The sequence below is a fragment of the Sorangium sp. So ce375 genome, assembly GCF_051473855.1.
Lineage (GTDB): Bacteria > Myxococcota_A > Polyangia > Polyangiales > Polyangiaceae > Sorangium.
This window is the reverse complement of record NZ_CP150335.1, coordinates 3,532,501-3,556,170: the sequence shown is the minus strand read 5'-3', so window position 1 is coordinate 3,556,170 and position 23,670 is coordinate 3,532,501. Positions and strand designations below refer to the sequence as shown.

Genomic DNA, 23,670 nt, shown 5'->3' with positions numbered 1-23,670 from the left:
TGCCCTGCCGCTCGGTCCACGGAATGCTTGAGTCGCGGGCGCGCTCCGGTACATAAAGCGCCCCGATGGCTACGAGCTCCGAAGACAGAGACCGCCCCGACACGGACGAAGCGCCTCCCGGCGAGGCCGACGCGCAGGACACCCGCAGCGAGGAGGACGGCGAGGGCAGCGCCGCTCCCGACGCCGCGGCGCCCGCTCGGGCCTCGCGCCCTGCAAAACAGGCTGGCGCCGCGCGGCGCCCGGCGGGCAAAAAGCCCGGCGTGCGGCCTCGCGCGGCCGCCCAGCCGCAGGGCGGGTCGCTCGGCAAGAGCATGATCCTGTTCCTCATCATCATCGGCGGCCTGGCCGCGGCCTTCGCCTATTTCGGGCGTGAGCCTGCGGCTGGCTCGGCCGGCCCCAAATGGAAACCCGGGGACAAGTCCCAGGTCGAGGTCACCCTCGTGTCCACGGACATCAAGGATCTCGCCTGCTGGTCGGCCGAGGAGATCAACGGCCGGCACTGCGCGTTCGAATCGCCCACCAAGGGCTGGTCCAAGGGGGACGCAGACGACAAAAAGCTGCTCCGCCCTTACACGACCACGGATCGCGTCCAGTTCCTCGCTGCCGGCCTCTGGAGCGAGTCCGCGCTCACCGCAGGCAAGCTGCCGTCCGCACGGTTCGCGGTGAAGTGCACCTACACCGTCGAAGGCAAGATGAAGCGGCCCGGCATCCGTTGGTCCAGCGAGGGCGCATGGCTCGACAGGACGGACGACTGGTACACGGGGGTCCTGTCGGACTGCAAGCTCATCACCCCCTGATGTCGCAGCCGTCGCCACGCTCACCGGCGTGACGCGCGGGCCTCGGCGTACGACGCAGCGCGTGTAACCGGCGCGGCGTCGTACGCCATGTCCTCTCGTGTGACCGCGACCGGCCGTGGTAGTGTGATTTTCGGCTTGGAGGTGCTCATGCCCTGTCATCGGGTGATTGCATTGCTGTCGTGGGTCGCATTGTTCGCCGTCGCTGGATGTGAAGCTGACCCGGGCACCGTGGACCTTCTGCCGACCTACGTCACCGTATCGAGCTCGTCCGCCGGGGGCGCGGGCGGCGAGGGCGGCGCGACGACCACCACCGTCGCGACGACGACCAGCGCGGGCGGCGAGGGCGGCGCGGGCGGCGAGGGCGGCGCGGCGTGCACGTGCGAGGCCGGGCTCTCGTGCTGCGGATCGGAGTGCGTCAACCTGGCCGGCGATCCGCACAATTGCGGGACGTGCGGCACGACCTGCGCCGAGAATCAGGCCTGCATCCAGGGCGTGTGCGCGAACGCGTGCGCCCCCGGCTTCGGGTGCGAAGAAGGCCTCTGCTGCGGCGTGCGATGCTGCGGCGCCGGTGAGCTTTGCTGCGACTACGGCGAGAGCGCCGATGCGCCCGACCTCCACTGTCAGGCGACGGTCAACGGGACCTGCCCCCTCGCCTGCAGCGGCTGCGAGAACTGACGGACATCGATAGCGACGCGGCGGCGCGTGGCGCACCACGCACCGCCGCGCGCCAGCGCATTGCTCGCGGCGCCTCCTCCGCGCGACGCGTGCGCGTACCACGCAGCGCCGCGCGCCGGCACATTGCGCGCGGCGCTCCTCCTCCGCGCGCCGCGCGCGCCAGGTCGGCTCACGCCTTGTCGAAGATCTTGCCCGGGTACTTTCGCTCGAAGTGCCCCACCACGCCCCGGCCGATCGCCTCGATGGTGAGCCCTGCGATGCCCATCTTGATGGCCGGCCCGATCAAGGGGACGAAGCCGACCGCCCGCGTGGCCAGGAACTTCAAGCCCTGCCCGAGGATCGCGAAGCTCCCGCCGGCGGCGGTCGTCACCACGGATCCCACGTTCTCGCCGTAGATCTCGCCGACCATCGTCATCATGTGGGTCTCGATCGCAACGAGCCCGGTGGAGGTCGAGATCGGAAGCGGAAGCGCGGCGAACGCCGCCCCGCCGATCGCGTAGCGGTGAACCCAGCGGAGAGCTTCTTCCCTGCACGTCGTCATGTCTCGAGGTTGCCGCAAGTCTCGCCTTCCGTCCATCGAGCACCGCGCTGACGGAGCGAGCGCGTCGCTCAACCCGGGCGCACCCCGGGCTTCTGTGCGCTGCCTTCCCGCGCTGCGGGAACCGCGCGTGCATGGCCCTCGCTCGGCTCGACCTCCACGCTCGCGCTGGAGGGCGGTGGCCGAGGCAAAGCGACCCCGCGAGGAAAAGTTGGACCGTCGGAGCCCGCGGAGATCGGGGCCCGAGCGAGGTGCTCATGACAGCTCGACGCGCGCTCTTCAGCCTGCCCCTCCTCTGGTCCTGCGCCGCCCTCGCGGCGTGCGGCGCGGAGCCCCACCCCTCCTCGCCCGGAGCGGAGCCGCCGACCGGCCCTGGGCCGGCGGAGGCGCCCGACGCCGAGCGCGTCCCGCTGCTCGAGGACATCGGCGCTCTCCATCACCCCGTGACGACGTCATCGCAGCTCGCGCAACGCTATTTCGATCAGGGGTTGCGGCTCGTCTACGCGTTCAACCACGACGAGGCGAGGCAGGCATTTCAGGAGGCCGCCCGCCTCGATCCAGGCCTCGCCATGGCCCGCTGGGGCATCGCGCTCACGCTCGGCTCGAACATCAACCAGCGGGCCGACACGGCGCGGGAGCGGGCCGCGTTCGAGGCCGTGGAGGAAGCGCGCGCGCTCGCTGCGTCCGCGAGCGCGCGCGAGCGCGCGTACATCGACGCGCTGGCGGAGCGCCACGCTTCAACGCCGGGACACACGTCGGGCCGCGACCGCGCGGCCCTCGACCGCGCCTACGCGAACGCGATGCGCGAGCTCGCCCGTCGCTTCCCCGACGACCTCGACGCCAGCGTCCTTTTCGCCGAGGCGCTCATGGATCTGCGCCCGTGGGATCTCTGGACGCTGGACGGCCAGCCGCAGCCCGAGACCGACGAGATCGTCTCCACCCTGGAGGGCGTCCTCCGGCGAGATCCGGAGCACGTCGGCGCGAATCACTATTACATCCACGCGGTCGAGGCGTCGCGCGTGCCGGAGCGGGCGTTGCCGAGCGCCGAGCGGCTCGGCGGTCTGGCCCCTGGCGCTGGGCACCTCGTGCACATGCCGTCGCACATCTTCATGCGTGTCGGTCGCTATGCGGACGCCTCCGACGCGAACGAGCAGGCGGTGCTGGCCGATCGACGGTACATCCGCGAGCGTCGGCCGGAGGGCATCTATCCGATGATGTACTTCCCTCACAACCTCCAATTCCTCTCGGGCTCGGCGAGCATGGAGGGGCGCAGCGCCGTCGCCGTGCGCGCCGCGCGAGAGCTGGCCGCGGCGGTGCCCGACCACAACGTCCGGCACATGCCGATGCTCGAGATGTTCCGCCCCGCGCTGCTGTTCGCGCTCGTCCGGTTCGGACGGTGGGACGACGTCCTCACGCAGCCGGCGCCGCCGCCCGAGGAGCGGTACACCACGGGGATATGGCGTTATGCGCGAGGCCGCGCGCTCGCCTCGAAGGGGCGCCCTGATGACGCCGCGCGCGAGGCGGCGACGCTCCGGGCGATAGCGTCCGAGAGCTCGGACGACGCGACGATCGGCAGGAACCGCGCGAAGGACCTGCTCGAGATCGCCTCGCTCATGGTGGAGAGCCAGATCGCGTCGGAGCGCGGCGACACCAGCGCCGCCGTTCGCACGCTCGAGGACGCCGTGATCATCGAGGACGGCCTGCGCTATTTCGAGCCGCCGGACTGGCCCGAGCCGGTCCGCCACACGCTCGGAGCGGTGCTCCTCAAGGCGGGTCGCGCGCGCGATGCAGAGGCGACGTACCGGGACGACCTCCGCAAAAACCCCGAGAATGGCTGGTCGCTCTGCGGGCTCGAGCAGAGCCTGCGCGCACAGGGCAGGGAAGATGACGCCAACGCCGCACACGAACGCTTCAAGCGCGCCTGGGCGCGAGCCGACGTGCGGCTGTCCGGGTCACGCCCCTGAATGTCCGGTCTCGAGCGGCTGGAGGCGACGAGGAAAGGCACGCATTGCCGGCATGCGTGTCGGTGCATCTGCTAGGTTGGTGGGGTGTTGCGCGCAAAGCTTGTACACTCGGCGCTCTGGTGTCTTTTCTCCCTCACTTCCAGCCTGTGCGCGGTGTCGCTCTTCGGCTGCGACAGCACCTATCAGCCGTCGTATACCAGCCTGCCGGGGGACGGCGCCGGCGGCTCGGCGTGTGCGCTTGGGCAGATCCGCGGCACGGATGGATGTGCGCAGGTGGGCATTCAGGGCTGCGCCGACGACTTCGTCGATGAGGACGGCTTCTGTCGTCCCGCGCTCGAGAAGTGCTCGCCCGGAACGATCCCGAAGCACGACGAGGGCTGTGTTGAAGTCGGGATCCCCGGCTGTGCGCCAGAGTTCGTGGAGGACGGCGCCTGTCACCCCACCATGACCAAGTGCCCCGAGGGGACGTTCGCGGTCCCGCAGAAGGGCTGTGTTTCCATCGACGGCCCGGACGGCTGCGGCGAGGCGCCATGGGGCCAGATCGCCGAGGTGCCCGGCGATGTCTACGTCGATCCGGGCTACGTGGGTGGGGACGGCGACGGGTCGCGGGAGAGGCCGTTCACGACGCTGGCGGAGGCGCTGGCGGGCGTGCAGGCGGGCGGGCGTGTCGTCCTGGCCGAGGGCGAGTACGACGAGCCGATCCAGCTCACGAAGCCCATCGAGATCGTCGGGCGGTGCGCCTCCCGCGTCGTGCTCCGTGGAGAGCAGGAAGATGACATGGGCAACGTCAGCGCGGTCTGGATCCACGACGTCGATGGCGCCGGCGTGCGCGGCGTGAGCGTGATCAGCGCCGCGATCGGGATGTTCATCCAGGCAGCGGCGGTCTCCGTGCGCGACGTCCGGGTGACGGCCGGGAGCGACTATGGGCTCGTGGTCTCGTTCCCCGGCGCGAGCCTCGATATGTCTCACAGCCTCGTCGAATCGTCGTGGACAGGCGAGGACACGGGCGACGCCTGGACGAACGTGCTCGTCGTCTCGGGGGCCGAGGCGCGGCTCACGGAGAACGCGCTGGTCGGCGGCATCGTCAACCTGCGGATCAACTCCGAGGCGGCGGAGGTGGTCGCGAACGGCAACCTGCTGGAGGCCACCGGGATGCGGGCGGCGACGAGCGAGGATGTCGGCGTGCGCCTCGAGCAGGGCACGCTCCGGCTCGACGCGAACGCGCTCGTCCACCACCGCCTGGGCGCGCTCGTGACCGGCGCCGGCGCGGCGCTCGTGGCGGCGCGCAGCCTCATCTCCGCCCCGGCGGCGGGGGCGCCGGAGGCCGGCGGCCTGGCCGTGGAGCAGGGCGCCCGCGCGTCGATCGCGTCCAGCGTGCTGTCCGGCGCGTGCGACGCGCTGCTCCTCGTGACGGACGCCGGTACGGAGGTCGAGGCGTCGGGGAGCCTCTTCGACGGCGCGACCGCCTCGGAGAGCGATCACCTCGGCGTTGCCCTCGAGCAGCGCGGCGGAGCGCTCTCGCTGTCATCGAGCCTCGTGCGCCAGGCCGGCGACGCCGGGCTGCTCGTCTCGGGGGGGACGCTCTCGGCGAGCGGCCTGGTCATCGAGGGCACGCGCGCGAGCCCGCTTCACCGGCATCGCGCCGCCGGCGTGCTCGTGCAAGGCGGGCGCGCCACGCTCGCGTCGACGTATGTCCTGGAGGCCCACGTCGCGGGCGTGTCCGTGTCCCAAGACGCGACCCTCGAGGTCGCGGACAGCCTCATCGAGCGCTCGCTGCCGGAGGAGCGCGACGGCACGGGCGGCGTCGGCCTGCTCAGCGCGGGGACGGCGGGTGTCCGCGTCCAGAGGTCTGCGGTGCTGGAGAGCCGCGTGGCAGGCCTGCTGCTCGCCTCGCCGAGCACGGTGGAGGACACGGTCATCCTCGGCGTCGAGGGCGGCACGTTCTCGACCCTGAGCGCCGGTGGGCAGACGGAATCGGTCCCGGACCTGGGCGACGGCCTCGTCGTCCTCCGCTCGACCACGCAGGTGACCTCGGTGCAGGTGGCGGGCTGCGCGCGCGCAGGCTTGCTCTTCAACGACAGCCACGGCGCGCTCGATCGCTCCCAGTCCACCGGCAACCGCTTCGGGCTCGTCGTGCAGGGCGCGCAGGCGCCATCGGTGTCGCAGGACAACAGCTTCGAGGGCAATCAGGAGAGCGATCAGCTCGCCGAAGGCGATCTCCCCGTCCCGAGCAGCGCCACGCCCGCCCCGTGATTCTCGCTCTCCGAACGGCGCGGGCGCGCAGCGACGGAGGCGTCGCCGAGAGCTTGCGTCGATGTCGCGAGAACGACGTCGGTCAGGGCTCACGATCGCGCCGATGACGACGATCGCGCACCTCACGGACTTCCATCTCCTCGAGGCGGATCACGACCGGCGCCGCGGCGCCGAGCGGTGGCGGCTTCGTTACCTGAGCTTCGGCCGCCCCATCGACGCGGCGCAACGCCGCCGTCGCACGCTGGCCGCGCTCGTCGAGGCGTGGCGGAGCGGGGCGGATCATCTGGTGCTCACCGGCGATCTCACGGAAGACGGGACACCTGCCCAGTTCGAGGTGCTCGCCGCCGTGCTGGCGGAGAGCGGCTGGGACCCGGCCCGCGTCACGTTGGTGCCTGGCAACCACGACGCATATACCGGAGGCGCGTGGGAGCGTGCCCTGGAAGGCTGCCTCCGCCCCTTCGCGGCGACGAGCGGACAAGGGACGGCCGTCGCCCTTCCTGGGGCCGTCGTGGCCGCGGTGTCGACGGCGATGATGCAGCCGGTGACCCGCTCGGCGGGCGCGATCGCCGCCCGCGAGCTCGCGTGGATCGCCTCTCTCGCCGCCGAGACGCGCCGCTCGGGCGACGCGCTCGTGCTCGCCCAGCACCACCCGCCGCTCCGCCATCCGATCGGAGCGATGCAGTGGCTGGACGGGCTCGTCAACAGCGCTGAGCTCATGGCACTGCTCCACGAGCACGATCACCTTCACGTGATCCACGGCCATACCCACCGAGAGCACGACGCGCCGGTGCGCTCCGGCGCGCCGGCTCGCATCTTCTGCGCTCAGGCGCTCGTGGACGGACCTTCACCGCTGCGCCTCTACCGTGTGCGTTGCGGGCGCCTCCTGTCCGAGAGGGCGCGCGTTCGGAGCGGCGCGTCGGCGTTCGCGTTGGCGTAGAATCTCTCACACCCACTGCAGCGCGCGTTCCCCTCACCGCGCTCTTTTCGCCCAAGACGCGGCTCGTATAGAGTCCTCGTCCGATCATGAAATTTACTCGCTTCCTCAGGGGTACGATCACCGTCGTTGCTGTCTCGACGCTCGCGGCCCTGCTGGGCTGCGGCGGCGCCGAGCCCACGCCCGTGGCGCCGGTGATGGTCGACGCCGAGCCTGTCGAGACGTCGGGCTCGACGAAGATGAGCTCGCGGTCCGACATCGGCGGCATGAACGAAGAGAAGGTGCAAGCGGCGTTCGAGCGCGCCTCGCCTCGGCTCTCGCGCTGCTATCAGAAGGGCGTGCAGCGGATCCCCTACCTCGGGGGCGAGATCCGCTTCAAGGTCCGGGTGACCGAGGAGGGCACGGCGCGCTGGGCGTTCGTGAAGGACTCGAACCTGGGAGATCGCGAGACCGAGGCGTGCATGCTGAGCGTCCTGAAGGCGACGAGGTGGCCAAAGCCGGTCGGCGGAGAGGGCTTGGCGGAAAACAGCTTCACCTTCGAGCCGAGCAGCGACGAGCGCACGCCGGTGCCTTGGACGCCCGATCAGCTCGGGACACCGTACAAGAAGGCGAGGCGGGCGCTCGCGTCGTGCCGGAGCCAGGCGGGCGCCAGCCAGCTGAAGGCGACGCTCTACATCGACACCGACGGCAAGGCGCTCGGCGTGGGCGTGTCCAGCGCCGACGAACGAGGCGAGGAGGCGGCCGAGTGTGTCGCCGGCGCGCTGCGCGAGATCACCTTCCCCTCTCCTGGCAGCTATGCATCGAAGGTGAGCGTCGACATCGAGTGACGTGACGCCGCGCCCCCACGCCGTGGCCGTCTGCGCGCCGAGCCGGCGGCTCGCGGGGTGGCCGGTGAGTGTGCGCCTGCGCGCTGCGTCCGGCCCTGTCCGACGCGGGGTCGTCGCGGGCTGGTACACTGGGCGCGAAATCTCCCGCCCTCGCTGGCGGCGCGCGCCGCGGGACTGCGCTACGCTCTCGTCGTGGGCAAGGTCCTCCGGCAGATCCTGGTGCTCTTGTGGAAGGTGGTTCGCCTCGTCCTGTGGAAGTGGCTAAGGCCGCGCCTGATGAGGTTCGCGATGATCGCGGCGGCGCTCGTCGGGGTCATCCTGCTCGTGGTGGCCGTGCTCGGCAGGCTTTAGCAGCGAGCGCGGCTCGCTGGCTCTGGCACACGCGGGCGGCGCGGGTGTCGTTCGCTTGTCCGCGTCCGCTTCCGGCAACTAGTCTCTCTCGCTTGCATGGCTGACTCACCGCCTTCCTTGCTCCTCGCGGCCCTGACGTGCGCGATCGCGTCGGGGGGCGCCGCCGCTTGCTCCGAAGAGAGCCCCGCCGTGGCGGCGCCGGCGTCGCTCGAGGCGCCCCTGCAGACGCCCCCCGAGGCGGACGCGCCGCGCGTGTCCCCAGGAGCCGCCGCGCCGCGCGCCGCGATCGTCGAGGCGGCGCACGTCACCCAGGCGCCGGCCCCGGACCAAGCGGAAGCCGAAGCGCCGCCCTCGACGAGCGCGGCGGCAGCGACGGCGGAGGCCCGGGCGGAGGCGGAGGGCGCGCGCATCTACTCCAAGGCGCGGTTCGCGTGGATCAGCCCTGGCGCTTACCCGACGCGGGGCTGGAGCGGCTACCTGGGGCTCGGCGGCTCCGTCGCGCTGCGCGGCGGCAGCGTCGCGGCCGCGCGGACGCCGGGCGAGGGGTGCGATGCGTGGTACGCCATCGAGCCGCGCGGCTACGTCTGCGCTGGCGCCAGCGCCACGGTCGACCCGAACGACCCGGTCGTGGCCGCGCTGCGGCCGCACGCGCCCAGGGTCGACTCCCCGTGGCCCTATGACTACGCGGAGTCGACCGGCGCGCCGCGCTACCCTCAGCTCCCTAGCGCGAAGGAGCAGCGGCGCGCGGAGTGGGACATCGAGGAGCACCTCGCGAACATCGCGAAGGTGCGCGCCGCGGAGGGCGCTGGCGAGGAGGCCATCCGCGAGATCGATGAGGCCCTCGTAGGGGTCGACCTGAAGCCCGCGGGGGTCGCCGCCCCGGCGCTGTTTCCTTTCGGCGGCCTCGTGCGCGAGGCGCGCGACCGGATCGTGAACGGCTCGACGGTCGCGTTCACCCACGCGTTCGACGCGCAGGATCGGACCTGGGTGGTGACCTCGGACCAGGCGTACATGCCGAAGGATCGCCTGAAGCCCTATCCGCGCTCGAGCTTCCAGGGCGTCTGGCTGAAGGACGGGCGCTCGCTCCCGCTCGCGTTCTTCCGCAAGAGCGAGCGGCCGAAGTACCTGCGGGGCGCCGGCGGCCGCTTCGAGCCGACCGGCGCGTCGTTCGCCCGGCTCGCCTCGGTCGGGCTCACCGGTCGCGCCGAGGTCGAGGACGGAGAGCGGTTCCTCGAGACGCAGGAGCCGGGGGTCTACGTGCGCGCGGACGACGCCGTCGTGATCGAGGCGGCGGCGAGCTCGCCGCTCGAGGGCGAGGCCGAGCCGTCGTCGCCGCCGCGCAAGTGGATCGAGGTGAGCGTGCTCGGAGGCTGGTTCGTCGCCTACGAGGAGCTCACCCCGGTCTTCGCGACGCTGATCTCACCGGGGCGCGGCGGCGTCCCGAGGAAGGGCGTCCCCGCCATCGAGACCGCGGCGACGCCGACCGGGCGCTTCCGCATCGACGGGAAGTTCGTGACGGCGACGATGGTGTCGAGCACGAACGACAAGATCGTCCACTCCGAGGTGCAGTTCGTGCAGAACTTCAGCGGACCTCACGCGCTGCACGGCGCGTACTGGCACGACGCCTGGGGCGAGCCGAAGAGCGGCGGCTGCGTCAACCTCTCCCCCATCGACGCGAAGCAGATGTTCGCCTGGACCGACCCGCCGGTGCCGGAGGGGTGGCACGGCCTGCGGGCCTCCCGCGACGCCGGCCGCTCCACGGTGGTCCTCATTCACCGTTGATGGCGCGCGCGATCCGGCCCACGAGGCGCAGCGCGGCCTCCGCGAACACGTCCGGATCGAGCAGCAGGCCGACCACGAGGAAGCCGTCGCGCGGCATGTCGAAGAAGTAGCCGGGGTGGACGATGATCCCCTCGTCGCGCACGAGGAGCTCGACCCAGCCGTCCTCGTCGTGCACGCGAGGGACCTCCAGCGTCGCGTACCAGCCGCCGTCGATCGGGAGCCGCCGGACGGCGCCCCCGGCGCGCGCCGCGATCGCCGCGTCGAGCGCCGCCAGGTTGGCCTTTACGCGCGACAGGATGGCGCGCTGGACGGGCACCCGCGAGGCGAGGATCTCCGGCAGCGCGAGCTGCACCGGCGTGCCGACCGAGAGGTAGGTGTCGGCGATGATCTCGAGCCGCTCCAGCGCCGCGGCGGCGAGCTCCGGCGGCCCCGAGACCGCGATCCAGCCGAGCTTGAGCTGCGGCAGCGCCATCACCTTGGAGAGCCCGCTCAGCACGAAGGTCAGCGCCTGCCGCGCGCCGGCGAAGCTCGGCAAGCGGTCCGGGGCGAGGTCCCCGTGCGCGTAGTCGCCGAAGACCTCGTCGACGATCAGCGCGAGCCCGCGCTCCCGGGCGCACGCCTCGAGCGCCGCGGCGTCGTCGCGGCGCACGAAGGAGCCGGTCGGGTTGTTCGGGTGGACGAGCACCACCGCCCGCGTCCGCTCTCCGGCCGCGCGCTCGAGCGCGCCGAGATCGATGCGCCATCCTTCCTCCCTGAGGAGCGGGTAGGGCGTGAGCGCGACGTCCTCGAGGCAGGCCAGGTATTCGAGCAGCGGGTACGACGGCACGGGCACGAGCACGTCGTCGCCGCGCTCGGCGAGCAGCTTGAGCAGCCAGCCGTACGCCTCGCTGGTGCTGGCCGTCAGCACGACGCTCGCCGGATCCACGTCGAGACCGCGCTCTTTGTAGTAGCGCGACACCGCGGCGCGCGCCTCTGGATCGCCGAGGGGCAGCGGCGCGTACCGCTCGCCGCGCGGCTCGCCGAGCGGCGCGATGAGGTGAGCCGCCTCGACGATCCCGCAGCGCGTCGGGTTCGACTCGGTGAAGTCGACGAGCGCGCGCCCTGCCCGGCGCGCCTCGGCGAGCACGGACGCGAGCGGGTTGCCCGAGAGATCCCAGCCGGTGCGCGCCGCGAACCGCAGCGGCCGCGGCGCGCGCGCGTGCCCCGCGTCCACCTCTGCCGCGGGAGGTCGATCCAGGCTCACCCGTTTCTCCATGCGTCCCTGATCCATCGCTGTCGTGCTCTCCCCTGCCCCGCCGCTCGGCCACCGTGACACGGACGGCGCCGGACGGCAGCCGGGCGCGCCCCCGCGCGGCCGGCGGGGCGCGCTGGGCGGCGTAGGCGCTCAGCCGCGGCGCCGGCGCGCCGCGGACGCGGCCACGACGAGGCCCGCGAGCCCCCAGGCGGCGCTGCTCGACGGCGGCGCGCGACCCGGGCCCGCCGCGGCCCAGGTGCACGCGCCGCTCGTCGCCTCGAGATCTCCGTTCGCCATCCACACGTCGCTCCCGACCGGGAGCTCGCGCGCGCCGAGCGAGACGCCGTCGTAGAGCACGTCGACCGCCAGCGTCGCCCCGCCGGAGCCGCGCGGCGCTGCGACAGCGAACTGCCACAGCCCGCGGCGCACCTCCCGGAGCGGCGTGTGCATCACCCCGCCGCGGAGCGCGACCGTGAGCTTCTCCTCGACGCCCCTCGCCGGGGCTCCGTCCGAGCGTCGCAGCTCGATCGTGCCCCAGACCGGCCATGACGGGTCGGGCCTCGCGTAGGTGCTCGACAGGACGTACCAGCTCTTGTCGAGCGCCGGCGCGTTGTCGCCGGTCTCGGCGGCTTCGAGCGCGAGGCGCGCGCCTTCTAGATCGAGCACGCCAGGGCCGAGCTGCGCGTCGAGCGGCACGGCGCCCCTCGGGTGCCGCGCGCCTGCCTGGAGCGCCTCGGTGACCTCCGCCTGGCTCAGGTTCGGGTTGACCTGGAAGAGGAGCGCGATCGCTCCTGCGACCTGCGGCGCCGACATGGACGACCCCGACGCGATCGCGTGGTAATCGTCGACGACGAAGCAGGGCTCGTCGCCGGGGCACCCGGGCGTATCGAACAGCCCTCCGGGGTCGTGGCGCGGATCGACGCCGCTGGCCATGGCGGCCGCGACCAGGCCGCCGGGCGCGCTGATCTCAGGCTTGGCCACCCCGAACGGCGTGGGGCCAGCCGCGCTGAAGTAGCAGGCGCTGTCCTCCTCGATATCCACGCCGTCGAGGCTCGTGAGGCGCACGCTCGTGGAGCTCCCCTGCGGCTGCCAGCGGACGCGGTTGATGGTGCACCCCACGGCGAGCAGCCCGGGGTGGCTCGCGGGCACGTTGATCGTCCCTTGCTTGATGGCGCGCGTGAACAGGAGCCCGAGATCGTGCGACGGCGAGACGTCGCCGAGCCCGGTCACCCAGAGCTGCGCGTCCCCGCGGCCTCTCAGGCGGATGGCGAACTCGCCCGCCTTCCACGCCCCGCTGAAGGCCACGACGGCGCTGTTCGTCGCTGCGGTGATGGGCGACTTCCCGTTCGCGAGCCGGTTGATGACGGCGCCGGTCGTCTCGCCGTCGTCGCCGGTGTAGCCGGCGTCATTTCCCGGCTCGACCAGGTCGATCCACGCCTCGCCGCCTGGCCCGTCGAGGCCGACCGACACCTCGTCCCCGGGCCGGAAGGTGATCCAGACGTAGCCGTCGCCGCGCTCCGCGCTCGGCGTGCGGATCGGCACGCGCGTCTCGGCGTGCGCCGACACGTGGGCCTCGGTGTGGATCCCGAGCGGGCCCTCGCCGTCGATCTCGTACAGCGCGCCGCTGTTGCCGGCGGCGACGACGATCGCGCGCCCCGGATGAGCGCTGCCCACCATCGCGGCGAGCCCCGCCTCGAGCGGGCTCGTCCCGTCGTGGGGCCCGAAGTCGCTCCCGACGCTCAGGTTGACGACCGCCGGCATGTTCAGCTCCTCGGCGCGGTCGAAGATGAACTGCACCGCCTTGAGGATGTCCGGATCCTCGAAGCCTTCGCCGGGCCGCGCGGGCGCGGCGATGACCAGCGTCGCGGCGGGCGCCACCCCGACGTACCGCGGCCGCTCCGACACCATCGGCCCGCCGTTGCCCGCAGCGATGGAAGCGACGTGCGTGCCGTGCCCCGCGATGTCGCGGAGGATACCGGGCTTGCCCTTCGCGAGCATGGCGTCGATGTCGGCACCGGAGAAGATCGCGCACGTCGACTGGTCCGGATCATCGCACCCGTAGGTGTGCTCGAGCGCCGCGTGCAGCCCCTTCGGGCTTCCGGCCTGCAGCATCCATCGGATCCGCGTCTTGCCGTCCTTGTCTCGAAAATCCGGGTGGGTCACGTCGAGGCCGGTGTCGACGACGCCGACGACCACCCCGTTGCCGTCCGCGCCGGTGACCTTCCGGTACGCCTCGACCCGGATCCACCCCTTGGACCGATCCAGCAGGGGCTGCCGCGGCGGCCCTGTGAGCAGCCTGAGCTCCGGGTGCGCGGACGAGAACGCGCCGACGTCGCCGGGCGCGAGCCGGATGGTCCCGAAGCCCGGCGCGACCGGCAGCAGCCCGAGCGATCGCGCGTCGGCGCCGGCGGGCAGCGGCACCAGCACGGGGATGCGCCCGCGCGGATCGGCGAGCGGGTGGCGGCCCAGGCGCGAGCTGAGCAGGCGCGCCACCACCGGGGCCGGGACGTCGGCGCGCGCTTCCCCCGTCGCGAGAGCGAGGCCGAGCAGCGCGATGGAGAGCGAAAACCTGCGAGCGAGCACGCCGCGAGTCTACACCACGTCCGCGCGTGTCCGAGGCTTCGAAGCGCGCCGCCCTCGCCGCGCGCCCTCCCGATCGCGCCGCGAGGCGACGCGCGGCGCGCCCTCCCGATCGCGCCGCGGGCCCGCTCACACCGGCGGCACGAGGTGCTTCTTGCGCGGTCTCTCCTCGACCTTGCCGGCGTACCGCTCGAAGCGGCGGGCCACCTCGCGGCGGAGGTTCGCCGTCGGGACGATCGCGTCGATCACGAGCTCGCTCGCGAGCTTCTCCAGGTCGACGTCGGCCCGGTACTCGTCGCGCAGCTTCTGGACGAGCGCTTCGCGCTCGGGCCCCGCCGGGATCGCCTGGATCTTGTTGAAGTAGACCGCGTTCACCGCGGCGCTCGGCCCCATCACCGCGATCGACGCCGACGGCAGGGCGATGCACTCGTCCGGCGCGAACGCCGGCCCGCACATCGCGTAGAGCCCTGCGCCGTACGCCTTGCGCACGACGACGGACAGCTTCGGCACGCTCGCCTCGCTCACCGCGGCGATCATCTTCGCCCCGGCCCGGATGATCCCCTGCCTCTCGACGACGGTCCCGATCATGAAGCCGGGCACGTCGGCGAGGTAGAGGAGCGGGATGTTGAAGGCGTCGCACAGCCAGATGAACCGCGCCGCCTTGTCGGCCGAGTCCACGAACAGCACGCCGCCCTTGTATTTCGGCTGGTTCGCGACGATCCCGACCGCGCGTCCCTCGACGCGCGCGAGCCCCGTGATGATCTCTCGCGCGTAGAGCTTCTTGATCTCGACGAAGCTGCCCTCGTCGATGATCGCGTCGATCACGGCCATGATGTCGAACGGCTTGTTCTCGTCGGCGGGGATCACGTCCTCGAGCGGCCGCTGCCCTGGCTTCTCCGGCCTCGGCTCGACGCGGGGCGCGGTCTCGGCGGAGCTCTGCGGCATCAGCGCGAGGTAGCGCTTCGCGAACGCGATCGCCTCCTCCTCGGTCTTCACGAGCACGTCCCCGCACCCCGAGACCGAGCAGTGCATGCGCGCGCCGCCGAGCTCTTCGAGCGTGACCTTCTCGCCGATCACCATCTCCGCCATCCGCGGAGACCCCAGGTACATGCTCGCGTTGCTCTCGACCATGCACACGACGTCGCAGAACGCCGGGATGTAGGCGCCCCCCGCCGCGGACGGGCCGAACAGCAGGCAGATCTGCGGGACGAGGCCGCTCAGCTCGACCTGGTTGTAGAAGATCCGACCCGCGCCGCGCCGGCCGGGGAACATCTCGATCTGGTCGGTGATGCGCGCCCCCGCGGAGTCGACGAGGTAGAGCAGCGGGCACCGGAGGCGGCGCGCGGTCTCCTGCACGCGCAGGATCTTCTCGACGGTGCGGCGCCCCCACGAGCCGGCCTTCACCGTCGAGTCGTTCGCCATCACGCACACGGGGCGCCCGCCCACGGTCCCGGTGCCCGTGATGACACCGTCGGCAGGCAGCTCGGGATCCAGCGCGTTGGCGAGCGCCGCGTCCTCGATGAAGCTGCCTTCGTCGACGAGCAGCGCGACGCGTTGCCGCGCGAACAGCTTGCCCTGCTCCGCGTTCTTGTCGTGGTACTTCTGCGCGCCTCCCCTCTCGATGCGCGCCGTGAGCTCCCGCAGCTTCTGATCGAGCGACATGGCGCGACCCATAGCCCTAAGCGCGCCGGGCGACCACCTCCCGCGCCGCGGATTCGAGCTCCCGCGCGGTCCGGGCGACCAGCACCTTGGTCGACGCGGCCGCGTAGCGCAGCATCGCGCTGTCTCCCGTCCCCCAGGCGCCCGGCCCCTCGGGGCACAGCCAGAGGAGCGCCCGCGCGCGGTCGCGGAGCCGCCTCACGACCTCCGCCTCGTCCGCGAAGTAGTTCGTGCGTCCGTCGCCCAGGATCACCAGGGTCACCCGCCGGTCCACGTCACGCCCGTACCGCTCCTCGAAGGCCTGCAGGGCGCGCCCGTAGTTCGAGTTGTGCGCCCGGCTCACCACCTCGCCGCGCTGGATCCGATCGAGCGCCGAGCTCGCCGGCAATGCCTCGAAGAGCCCGGTCGTCTCGGCGAGTTCGCTCACGAAGACGAACGATCGTGTCCGATCGAAGAGATCCTGCGCCGCGCAGACGAACTCGAGCATGAACCGCGCGGCGACGCGGACCGAGTCCGACACATCGCACAGGATCATCAGGCGCGGCTTGTCGCGCCGGCGCGCCCGCCGGGCCGGCTGGAAGGGCACGCCGCCGGTCTGAAGGCTGCGCCGCAGCGTCCGGTGGGGATCGATCCTCCCGCGCCGCGCGCGGCGCCTGCGGAGCCGCTCCGCGCCACGGAGCCGCTCGGACAGCGCCCTCACGGCGCGGCGCACCTCCTCCATCTCGCCCTCGCCGAGCGAGGCGAACGGCACATCCATGCGGCCCAGGGCCGCGGGCTCTTCGCCCTCGAAGCGCCGGAGCGAAAGCGTCACGTGCTCGCGCACGCGGTGCCGCATCCGCTCCAGCTCGGCGGCGAGCGCCTCCGCGAGGGCCCTCCCCCGCTCCTCGCCGAGCGCCTCCTCGAGGGCGCCCCGGATCCGCCGCAGCGCGCTGGCGACGGCCGGCACCCCGAGCTGATCCATCACCCGCTGCGCGAAGAACCCGACCTGGAGCGAGCTCGTCATCGGCGCGAGCACGCGCGCGATCCCGGCCGCCTGGAGCGCTCGGTCGAGCTCCCCTGCGGTCCCTGCGAGCGCCTGGAACGCGATCGCGTCGCCGGAGGCGCCGCTCCGCTCCGCCGCCGCGGTCAGCAGATCGCGGAGGGCGGACAGCTCCCCGTCCGAAAACCCGCGCTCCCGAAGGCGCCCCCACAGATCGCCGACGTGCGCGCCCTCGGGGGAGAAGAATCGGTCGAAGCAGGCGCGGTACCGGCGGAGATCGGCGGCGCGCTCGACGACCACCGCGCCGATGGCGTCGCGCAGCGTCCCGCGGTCGCCGAACCCGACGAGGGCGCATGCGCGCGTCACATCGATGGCCTGCGCCGTCGAGACGGCGAAGCCGTCACGCCGCAGCGCCCACAGGAACTCGTCGATGGAGAGGAGCATGGAGAGCCTACCGGACCAGCCCGCGCGCCCCCGGCGGCGGCTACGGCGCCGGCGCGGGCTCCGCGAGCAGCGCCTTGAGGAGCTTCTCGACCTCGGCGTGCCGGGTCGGGTCGTACCCGACCACCACGTCGCGGATGACGCCCTTCTTGTCGATCACGAACATCGTGGGGAGCGCCTTGACGCCATACGCCGCGGAGGTCGACTCCGAGGCGTCCGACGCGACCGCGTAGCGCATCGACAGGGCCTGCGCCGTCTTCGTCGCGACGCCCACGTCGTCGCTCGTCACGCCCACGACCCGCAGGCCCTGCGCCGCGTACGTCGCGTGCCACGCCGAGAGCCGCGGGGCCATCAAGCGGCAAGGCGCGCACCAGGTCGCCCAGAAATCGAGCAGCACCACGTTTCCGCGCAGGGTCCCGATGTTCGCCGGGATGGTCCCTCCCACCGTGGTGAGCGACCTCCAGGCTGGCGCGAACGTGCCGATCTTGTCGAGGCGAAGGATCTGATCGTGCCCGGGGAACGGCACCAGCGTCGGCGCGACGTCTCGTTCACGACCGCCCCGTCGGATCCGGAGGTTCACCACGTTCCCTGGCCCCGCGAGCGCGACGCGCGCCACGAGCTGCTTTGGCTCGTCGAGCTGAACGCCGTCCGCCGCCACGACCTGGTCCCCGTCCACGATGCCCGCCTTGGCCGCCGGCGAGCTGGTGACGACGTGCTTCGCGACCACTCCCCCGGACGGCCCAGGCTCCAGCTCCACGCCCAGCCAGGCGCGGCGGGATGCCTCCTCGGCGGCTGCCTGGGAGGCGCCGCCCATCAGCGCGGCGCCCGACAGCGACACCGACGTGGCGGCCAAGAGGGCGCGCCATGCGCGGCCTCGCCTGGAAGAGGCCAGGAGCATCCTGGCAGTGTAGCATCTCGACCGGTGCGATCCCGAACCCGCCTCTCTGCGTGGTGCGCGCTCGCTGCGGTGTCGCTCGCCTCGATGACGCTCTCGACGGAGGCGCGGTTCTGCACCGGGTGGGCGCCCTTGCCGCTCGGCTGTGCGCCGCCCCCGTCCCGGTCTCCCATCGCGGGAACCACGGAATGGATCGAACGTGGCTCCAGCTCCAACCCCGAGGCGCGCGCGCCGGACGCGGCGCCCGCTGCACCTCCGACCGCGGAGCCCTCGGCCTGGGAGCTCGCCGGGCAGCTCGCGGGCTTCCGGCCCGTCACGGGTCGAGCTCGCTCCCAGCATTTCACCGGCGAGATGGAGGCGGACGTGAGGATCAACGCGGCGGCCGCGCCGTACCCGGAGCTCGGTCCGGATCGCGTTCTCGCGCCTGGCGCGGCCGTCGTCGAGTTCCACTACCGGGCGGGCTCGTCGGACCCCGCCACGCTGCTGGCCATGGTGAAACGACCGGCTGGCTACGACCCTGACGGCGGCGACTGGGAGTACCTCGTGCTCACACCGCAGGGCACGTCCACTCACCGTGGCGCGCTGCCGCTTTGCAAGCGCTGCCATGCCGACGCTCCACACGACCGACTCTTCGGTGGCCCTCGCTAGTCGCTTGGCGAGTCCCGATGGCGCTTCGCGTCACAGCTCGCCGGAGGCCGGCGCTCTCAGTCCGCAAAGATTGCGACGCCTGGCGCCCAGCGCGACATCGCTGCCCGGCACCTCGTCGAAACTGGGGTCCGTGACTGTCGAAGAAACCGCGGCGAAACGTGAATATTCCGGTGGACGTATGCGCGCCGAGACCGCGGCTGGGATGGCGCGGCGAGATGGCACAAAGGCTGCTCCAGGCGGAATCGACCGCGTTCTTCGCTGTGGGCTGCAGCGTCGATCGGTCCTCCTCCCTCGTAACGGGCCTCACTAGCTTGCGCTTGGTCGTTCAGCTGACGCCATTCGCCTCGTCCGTGGCGCGGCTGCTGCTTGGCTTACGACTTCTTCCGTTTCGTCGGCTTGGCCTGCTCGTCTCGTGGTGCTCTTTCAGAGCTTCCTTGCCCTTCGAGAGCGTGTGAAAGCGCGCGGCCATTCCGAGTAGGAGTCGCCGCGCGCCCTGTTTTTGTGCGGAGCTCGCCGCCCCATGGTCGGCTCCGTACGTGTCGCTGACGCGGGCCGCGCGGCTCGCTCGCTCAGCCCTGCGCCAGCTCGGCCGTGTGGACGGGCTGAACCTTTTCGGGCGCGGAGGCTCGTCCATTCGAAGCGAATCGCGAGCACACGAGGAAGGAGCGAGCTCTGGAGCAACCTTGGCCGCCAAACGCCGGCCATCCGAGCAGACGCTCTCAGGCCTCGATCACTTTTCCTTTGACAGCTCGCCCGGGGGCGTATAAACGCCGGCACTCACTTCGCGCAACCGAGCGCGACGCAGGAGTGCGGTGGCGTAGCCACGTCTTGCAGCTGTCTTCACCAGAGCGCCCATAGCTCAGCTGGATAGAGCATCGGCCTACGAAGCCGGGGGTCGGAAGTTCGAATCTTCCTGGGCGCGCCTGATCGATTCTGTAAAAGATCCTGAGCCCCTCATGGATGTCGTGGATGACGGAGCGGAGGTGCTCCTCTCCCCAGCGGCACAGCCGGAGGATGCAGCCAGCGTCGACGTGCTGTGGATGCGTGAGGCGCTCGCGGAGGCCGAGGCTGCCGCATGCGCCGGTGATGTCCCGGTGGGCGCTGTCATCGTCGATTCGGGTGGGGCCGTGCTGGCGCGCGGTCGAAACCGTCGCGAGATCGATCAGGATCCGACCGGCCACGCCGAGGTGGATGCGCTGCGGGCGGCGGCCAGGCGGCTTGGTCACTGGCGGCTCGAAGGGGCGACGGTTTACGCGACACTGGAGCCGTGTCCCATGTGCGCGGGCGCGCTCGTCAATGCCAGGATTGCGCGGCTCGTCTACGGCTGCCCGGACCCGAAGGCAGGAGCGGTCGATACGCTCTTCACGATCGGGCGCGACAACCGGCTCAACCATCGCTTTGCGGTGACGTCGGGCGTGCTCGCGGACGAGTGCGCCGCCTCGCTTCGCGCGTTCTTCGCGAAGCTCCGGACCGCTGCGTCGAAGCGCTGACAGCCGAGCCCGCGCGGGCGCGCGTCAGGGCGCTGACCAGGCGCCGCCCTGGTCCTCCTCCGATCTCTCCTCGCCGGCCTCGCCGCCGTCCTCGGCGGGTGGCCGTGGCGCCAGATGAGGCGCAGGGGAGCCTCGCACCACGACCTCCTGAAGCCCCTTCTCCAGCTCCTCGTCGGAGATCCGATGGCGCTTGTGCGCGATCTGCATGAGCTTGCGCAGGTACCCGCTCCAAGCAGGCGTCACTTCGCCGTTCGCATCGAAGTGCTGCACGCTCGGGTTTGGCAGGATCGACGCGATGTAGAGCGCCTGTCCGAGCGAGAGCTGCGCCGCCGACGCGTTGAAGTAGTGCCGCGCGGCCGCGCCGATGCCGTAGACAAGCGGCCCGAACTCCACCGCGTTCAGGTAGAGCTCCATGATCTGCTCCTTGGTGAGCTCCTGCTCGAGGTACATCGTGAGCAAGGTCTCCTGGAGCTTGCGCGCCACGCTCTTGGTCCGCTCGAGGTAGAGGTTCTTGGCGAGCTGCATGCTGACGGTGCTCGCCCCCCGCACGAACCTCTTCTTCCGGAGGTTCTCGCGGATCGAGTTCTTGATGGCCTCCTCGTCGAACCCGTGGTGCCGATGGAAAGCGCCGTCCTCCGTGGTCAGCACGGCGACCTCCATGAAGCGGGAAATGTCTTCGTAGGGGACCCACTCCGGGGTCCCTGGCCCGGACTCGATGTCGACGCGCTTGCCGCCGGGCCCGTAGACGAGGCGACGGAACGCGCGCTTGAAGCGGTCGACGCTGAGCTCCGGCGGCATCTCCGTCACGCGGCAGGTGTTGGAGACGCCCCAGTCAAGCAAGAAATTGCGGTCGAGGCTCGCGGTATCGAACCGGAGCTTCCCTTCGATCCCGAACGAGCCGGCGAGCCTCATGCCATGGAGCTTCGCCACGATCCCTTTGGGCACCGAATCGAGCATCGACTGGCAGGCTGTGAGGGGCACCTCGAAGCTGCCTCGGACCCGGTGCGAGCTTCCGGCGTGCTCGTACTCGCCGCGGGCGATCAGCCTCAGCGCGCCGAGATCGATCTCGGCGTCCTCGGCGACGAGCTTGGACCCGTCGAGCTTGCCGTTCGCCTTCGCTCGCCACGCCAGGTCGAGACCGGCGATGGGCTCGTCTGCCAGGGCCGCGCTCCGGAGGGAGAGGTTTTTTAGTCTTCCCTCGCCGTCGACGCCGAGCGTCTGGCCGTCTGCCGAGAGGACGACCCGCGCACGGCTGACGATCGACGTCCGGGCCACATCGAACAGCCCCATGTCCTCTTCATGGACGCCGAGCGTGGAGAGCCAGATGGGTCCGCCCTGCACGTCGGCGACGATCTCCTGCGGGGTGTCCTTTGCGTCGCTGATCGGCACCCGAAGCCGGAAGGTGAGCGCCTGCTGGGCGTCCGCGCCAGCGGTCGCGATCGCCGCCTCTCCCGGCGAGAGCTCCACCACGAGCGAGCCTGCCTCGCGCCGCACCGCGAGGCGGCCCGGTCCCAGGTTGAGATGATCGGCCTCGCGCCGGAGCCGCGCGGTGACGCCCGCGACGTCGACCTTGGCCTCCTTGCCGAGCGCCAGGTCGATGCCCTGCGCCGCCCGCAGGAGGGCTTCTCGAACCGCAGGCCCACGATTCCGCCCTGCCTCGGCCCCTTCGCTGGGTTCGGCTGTCCTCATGAGCTGCACCGGACGCGTGTTCGCACCCAGCTCAGGCGCCACCTGGGATTCAGGATTCACCTTCGGGAGCGCCACGTCGGCGTCGATAGCTTCGGCCGAGAGCTCGCTCACCTGGTACCTTCCCTGCTCCCGGGTCAGCACCAGCCGCCCCTGTCGAACCGAGAATGCGGCGCGTCCCAGCGATAAGATCGCTTCCCCCGCCGCGATGGCTGTCCGTCCTCCGGCGCGCGACAGGTGTACGCTGTCAGCCGATAGGCGCTCGCCGGGCGAGTCGGCGCGATCGGTCCACACGAGCCTCAACCCCTCCAGCTCGGTGCTTCCGCCACCTTCGCTCGCGGCGGCGTCCGTACGTCCTGCCGGCTGCCCAGCCCGCCACGTCTCCAGCTCTTGGAGGATGGTCTCGCGCGGGCCGACCGCGGCAACCGTCCCCCCGCGCATCGTGACGCGCCGTCCGGAGAAGCCCAGCTCCACGGCGATCTCGTCGAGGCGGATGGAGACGCTCGGCATCCCGCGCAGCCGGACGTCCACCCCCTTCAGGGAGACGCCGCCCCAGGTGGGCCGCACCTGCTCGATCGACACCGATGCCCCGTACCCGTCAGCAGCCTGCGCGGCCCGGTAGCGCACAAAAGGGGCAAATCCGACGATGAGCCCGCAACAGAGGGCACCACCGGTTACCGCGGCGAGTCTCCTGTGCTTGGATCCCAAGGTTCCCCTAGGGTAGCAACGCCTGGCGGCAGGAAGATACTCGCAGCGTCATCTCGCGAAGCCCTCCCCTGCTGGAACCCGCGCACCTGCTTGCGCCGGCTCTGTTTCCTCGCAGCGCTCGCCGGCGAGGCCGCCGTGGCCCAGCTCCAAAAAAAGCAAGCTAGACAACACGAAGGCCCTCAGCAGGCCACCGGCATACGCCGAGCCGGAACATCCCCCGGCCGCAACCGCGCCGCGTTCCGAAGGAACAGCATGAACAAAAAAAAACCTGCGCACGGCTCTCACCGTGCGCAGGTTCGAAGAAAATCCCGGCGGCGTCCTACTCTCCCACCAGGTTGCCCTGGCAGTACCATCGGCTCCAAGAAGCTTAACTTCCGAGTTCGGTATGGGATCGGGTGTGACCTTCTCGATATCACCACCGGAAACTTGTGGGTGCGTCCAATCGGAACCTAGCGGAGCCCGCTCCTCGCGGTGCTCTATTACTTTTACGCCAGGCCAGCTGTGTCACGCTGCTCGTCACCCGAACTCCGGGCGCGACGCTTCGATGTTTGCCTTAGAAGTATGGTCAAGCCGCACGACCTATTAGTACCGGTTAGCTCCGCCGATTGCTCGGCTTCCACACCCGGCCTATCAACCTCGTGGTCTACGAGGGGTCTTTAGGGGCCTTACGGCCCGGGACACCTAGTCTTGAGGCCGGCTTCCCGCTTAGATGCTTTCAGCGGTTATCCGTTCCGTACATGGCTACCCGGCTATGCCCTTGGCAGGACAACCGGAACACCAGAGGTACGTCCACCCAGGTCCTCTCGTACTATGGGCAGCTCCTCTCAAGTGTCCTACGCCCACGGCAGATAGGGACCAAACTGTCTCACGACGTTTTAAACCCAGCTCGCGTACCGCTTTAATCGGCGAACAGCCGAACCCTTGGGACCTGCTCCAGCCCCAGGATGCGATGGGCCGACATCGAGGTGCCAAACCGCGCCGCCGATATGAACTCTCAGGCGCGATCAGCCTGTTATCCCCAGAGTACCTTTTATCCGATGAGCGATGGCCCTTCCATACAGAACCACCGGATCACTAACGCCTGCTTTCGCACCTGTTCGACCTGTCGGTCTCACAGTTAAGCTCCCTTGTGCGTTTGCACTCTACGCCTGGTTTCCAATCAGGCTGAGGGAACCTTCGCACGCCTCCGTTACTTTTTAGGAGGCGACCGCCCCAGTCAAACTGCCCAC

The 23,670-nt window shown here is 71.1% G+C and carries 17 protein-coding genes, 1 tRNA gene and 2 rRNA genes (1 of these 20 only partly in view); 11 read left to right on the top strand and 9 right to left on the bottom strand.

Annotation, left to right across the window (positions count from 1 at the left end; genetic code table 11):
- Positions 1 to 65: 65 nt before the first annotated feature.
- Together WME90_RS13490 and WME90_RS13485 are read left to right on the top strand one after the other, a co-directional pair.
- A complete protein-coding gene (locus WME90_RS13490) occupies positions 66 to 797 on the top strand; it encodes a hypothetical protein (protein WP_437281511.1) in 732 nt (243 codons plus the stop codon).
- A 147-nt stretch (positions 798 to 944) separates the two neighbouring features.
- On the top strand, positions 945 to 1,472 hold the full coding sequence (locus tag WME90_RS13485) for a hypothetical protein (protein WP_437281510.1): 528 nt from the start codon (positions 945 to 947) through the stop codon (positions 1,470 to 1,472).
- Positions 1,473 to 1,641: 169 nt separating this feature from the next.
- On the opposite strand, the gene WME90_RS13480 is transcribed toward WME90_RS13485, so the two are convergent.
- Positions 1,642 to 2,013 carry a hypothetical protein gene (locus WME90_RS13480; protein ID WP_437281509.1) on the bottom strand — a complete coding sequence of 124 codons (372 nt, stop codon included), beginning with the start codon at positions 2,011 to 2,013 and terminating at the stop codon, positions 1,642 to 1,644.
- A gap of 254 nt (positions 2,014 to 2,267) precedes the next feature.
- Between WME90_RS13480 and WME90_RS13475 the strand changes: the two genes are divergently transcribed.
- The 6 genes from WME90_RS13475 (at position 2,268) to WME90_RS13450 (ending at position 10,121) form a co-directional block, all read left to right on the top strand.
- A complete protein-coding gene (locus WME90_RS13475; protein ID WP_437281508.1) occupies positions 2,268 to 3,974 on the top strand; it encodes a tetratricopeptide repeat protein in 1,707 nt (568 codons plus the stop codon).
- Positions 3,975 to 4,058: 84 nt separating this feature from the next.
- Positions 4,059 to 6,227, top strand: a complete 2,169-nt coding sequence (locus WME90_RS13470; protein ID WP_437281507.1) for a DUF1565 domain-containing protein — start codon at positions 4,059 to 4,061, stop codon at positions 6,225 to 6,227.
- A 103-nt stretch (positions 6,228 to 6,330) separates the two neighbouring features.
- On the top strand, positions 6,331 to 7,164 hold the full coding sequence (locus WME90_RS13465) for a metallophosphoesterase family protein (RefSeq protein ID WP_437281506.1): 834 nt from the start codon (positions 6,331 to 6,333) through the stop codon (positions 7,162 to 7,164).
- An 86-nt stretch (positions 7,165 to 7,250) separates the two neighbouring features.
- Entirely contained in the window at positions 7,251 to 7,988 is a 738-nt protein-coding gene (locus WME90_RS13460) for an AgmX/PglI C-terminal domain-containing protein (protein ID WP_437281505.1), read from the top strand.
- A gap of 192 nt (positions 7,989 to 8,180) precedes the next feature.
- Positions 8,181 to 8,339 carry a hypothetical protein gene (locus WME90_RS13455; protein ID WP_437281504.1) on the top strand — a complete coding sequence of 53 codons (159 nt, stop codon included), beginning with the start codon at positions 8,181 to 8,183 and terminating at the stop codon, positions 8,337 to 8,339.
- A gap of 96 nt (positions 8,340 to 8,435) precedes the next feature.
- Complete coding sequence (locus tag WME90_RS13450; protein ID WP_437281503.1) at positions 8,436 to 10,121, top strand: L,D-transpeptidase family protein; 1,686 nt, start codon at positions 8,436 to 8,438, stop codon at positions 10,119 to 10,121.
- On the opposite strand, the gene WME90_RS13445 is transcribed toward WME90_RS13450, so the two are convergent.
- The 5 genes from WME90_RS13445 to WME90_RS13425 form a co-directional block, all read right to left on the bottom strand.
- Positions 10,108 to 11,376, bottom strand: coding sequence for a pyridoxal phosphate-dependent aminotransferase (locus WME90_RS13445; RefSeq protein ID WP_437281502.1), 1,269 nt, complete (start codon positions 11,374 to 11,376; stop codon positions 10,108 to 10,110). The genes WME90_RS13450 and WME90_RS13445 overlap by 14 nt on opposite strands.
- Before the next feature lie 129 nt (positions 11,377 to 11,505).
- Positions 11,506 to 13,938 carry a S8 family serine peptidase gene (locus tag WME90_RS13440; RefSeq protein WP_437281501.1) on the bottom strand — a complete coding sequence of 811 codons (2,433 nt, stop codon included), beginning with the start codon at positions 13,936 to 13,938 and terminating at the stop codon, positions 11,506 to 11,508.
- A gap of 126 nt (positions 13,939 to 14,064) precedes the next feature.
- Complete coding sequence (locus WME90_RS13435; protein WP_437281500.1) at positions 14,065 to 15,597, bottom strand: acyl-CoA carboxylase subunit beta; 1,533 nt, start codon at positions 15,595 to 15,597, stop codon at positions 14,065 to 14,067.
- 16 nt (positions 15,598 to 15,613) lie between these two features.
- Positions 15,614 to 17,017: a VWA domain-containing protein gene (locus WME90_RS13430; protein ID WP_437281499.1), complete on the bottom strand. Its 1,404-nt coding sequence runs from the start codon at positions 17,015 to 17,017 to the stop codon at positions 15,614 to 15,616.
- A gap of 40 nt (positions 17,018 to 17,057) precedes the next feature.
- Positions 17,058 to 17,867 carry a redoxin domain-containing protein gene (locus WME90_RS13425; RefSeq protein WP_437281498.1) on the bottom strand — a complete coding sequence of 270 codons (810 nt, stop codon included), beginning with the start codon at positions 17,865 to 17,867 and terminating at the stop codon, positions 17,058 to 17,060.
- Positions 17,868 to 17,936: 69 nt separating this feature from the next.
- Between WME90_RS13425 and WME90_RS13420 the strand changes: the two genes are divergently transcribed.
- The 3 genes from WME90_RS13420 (at position 17,937) to tadA (ending at position 20,047) form a co-directional block, all read left to right on the top strand.
- Positions 17,937 to 18,557, top strand: coding sequence for a hypothetical protein (locus WME90_RS13420; RefSeq protein ID WP_437281497.1), 621 nt, complete (start codon positions 17,937 to 17,939; stop codon positions 18,555 to 18,557).
- An 848-nt stretch (positions 18,558 to 19,405) separates the two neighbouring features.
- Positions 19,406 to 19,479: transfer RNA gene (locus WME90_RS13415), tRNA-Arg, on the top strand.
- 61 nt (positions 19,480 to 19,540) lie between these two features.
- Positions 19,541 to 20,047: a tRNA adenosine(34) deaminase TadA gene (tadA, locus tag WME90_RS13410; RefSeq protein ID WP_437281496.1), complete on the top strand. Its 507-nt coding sequence runs from the start codon at positions 19,541 to 19,543 to the stop codon at positions 20,045 to 20,047.
- A gap of 24 nt (positions 20,048 to 20,071) precedes the next feature.
- Here the strand turns inward: tadA and WME90_RS13405 are convergent, their stop codons facing one another.
- The 3 genes from WME90_RS13405 to WME90_RS13395 all read right to left on the bottom strand — a co-directional run.
- Entirely contained in the window at positions 20,072 to 22,315 is a 2,244-nt protein-coding gene (locus tag WME90_RS13405) for a biosynthetic peptidoglycan transglycosylase (protein WP_437281495.1), read from the bottom strand.
- 432 nt (positions 22,316 to 22,747) lie between these two features.
- Positions 22,748 to 22,864 (bottom strand): 5S ribosomal RNA (rrf, locus tag WME90_RS13400).
- Between the two features lie 138 nt (positions 22,865 to 23,002).
- Positions 23,003 to 23,670, bottom strand: a 23S ribosomal RNA gene (locus WME90_RS13395) (it continues 2,339 nt past the right edge of the window).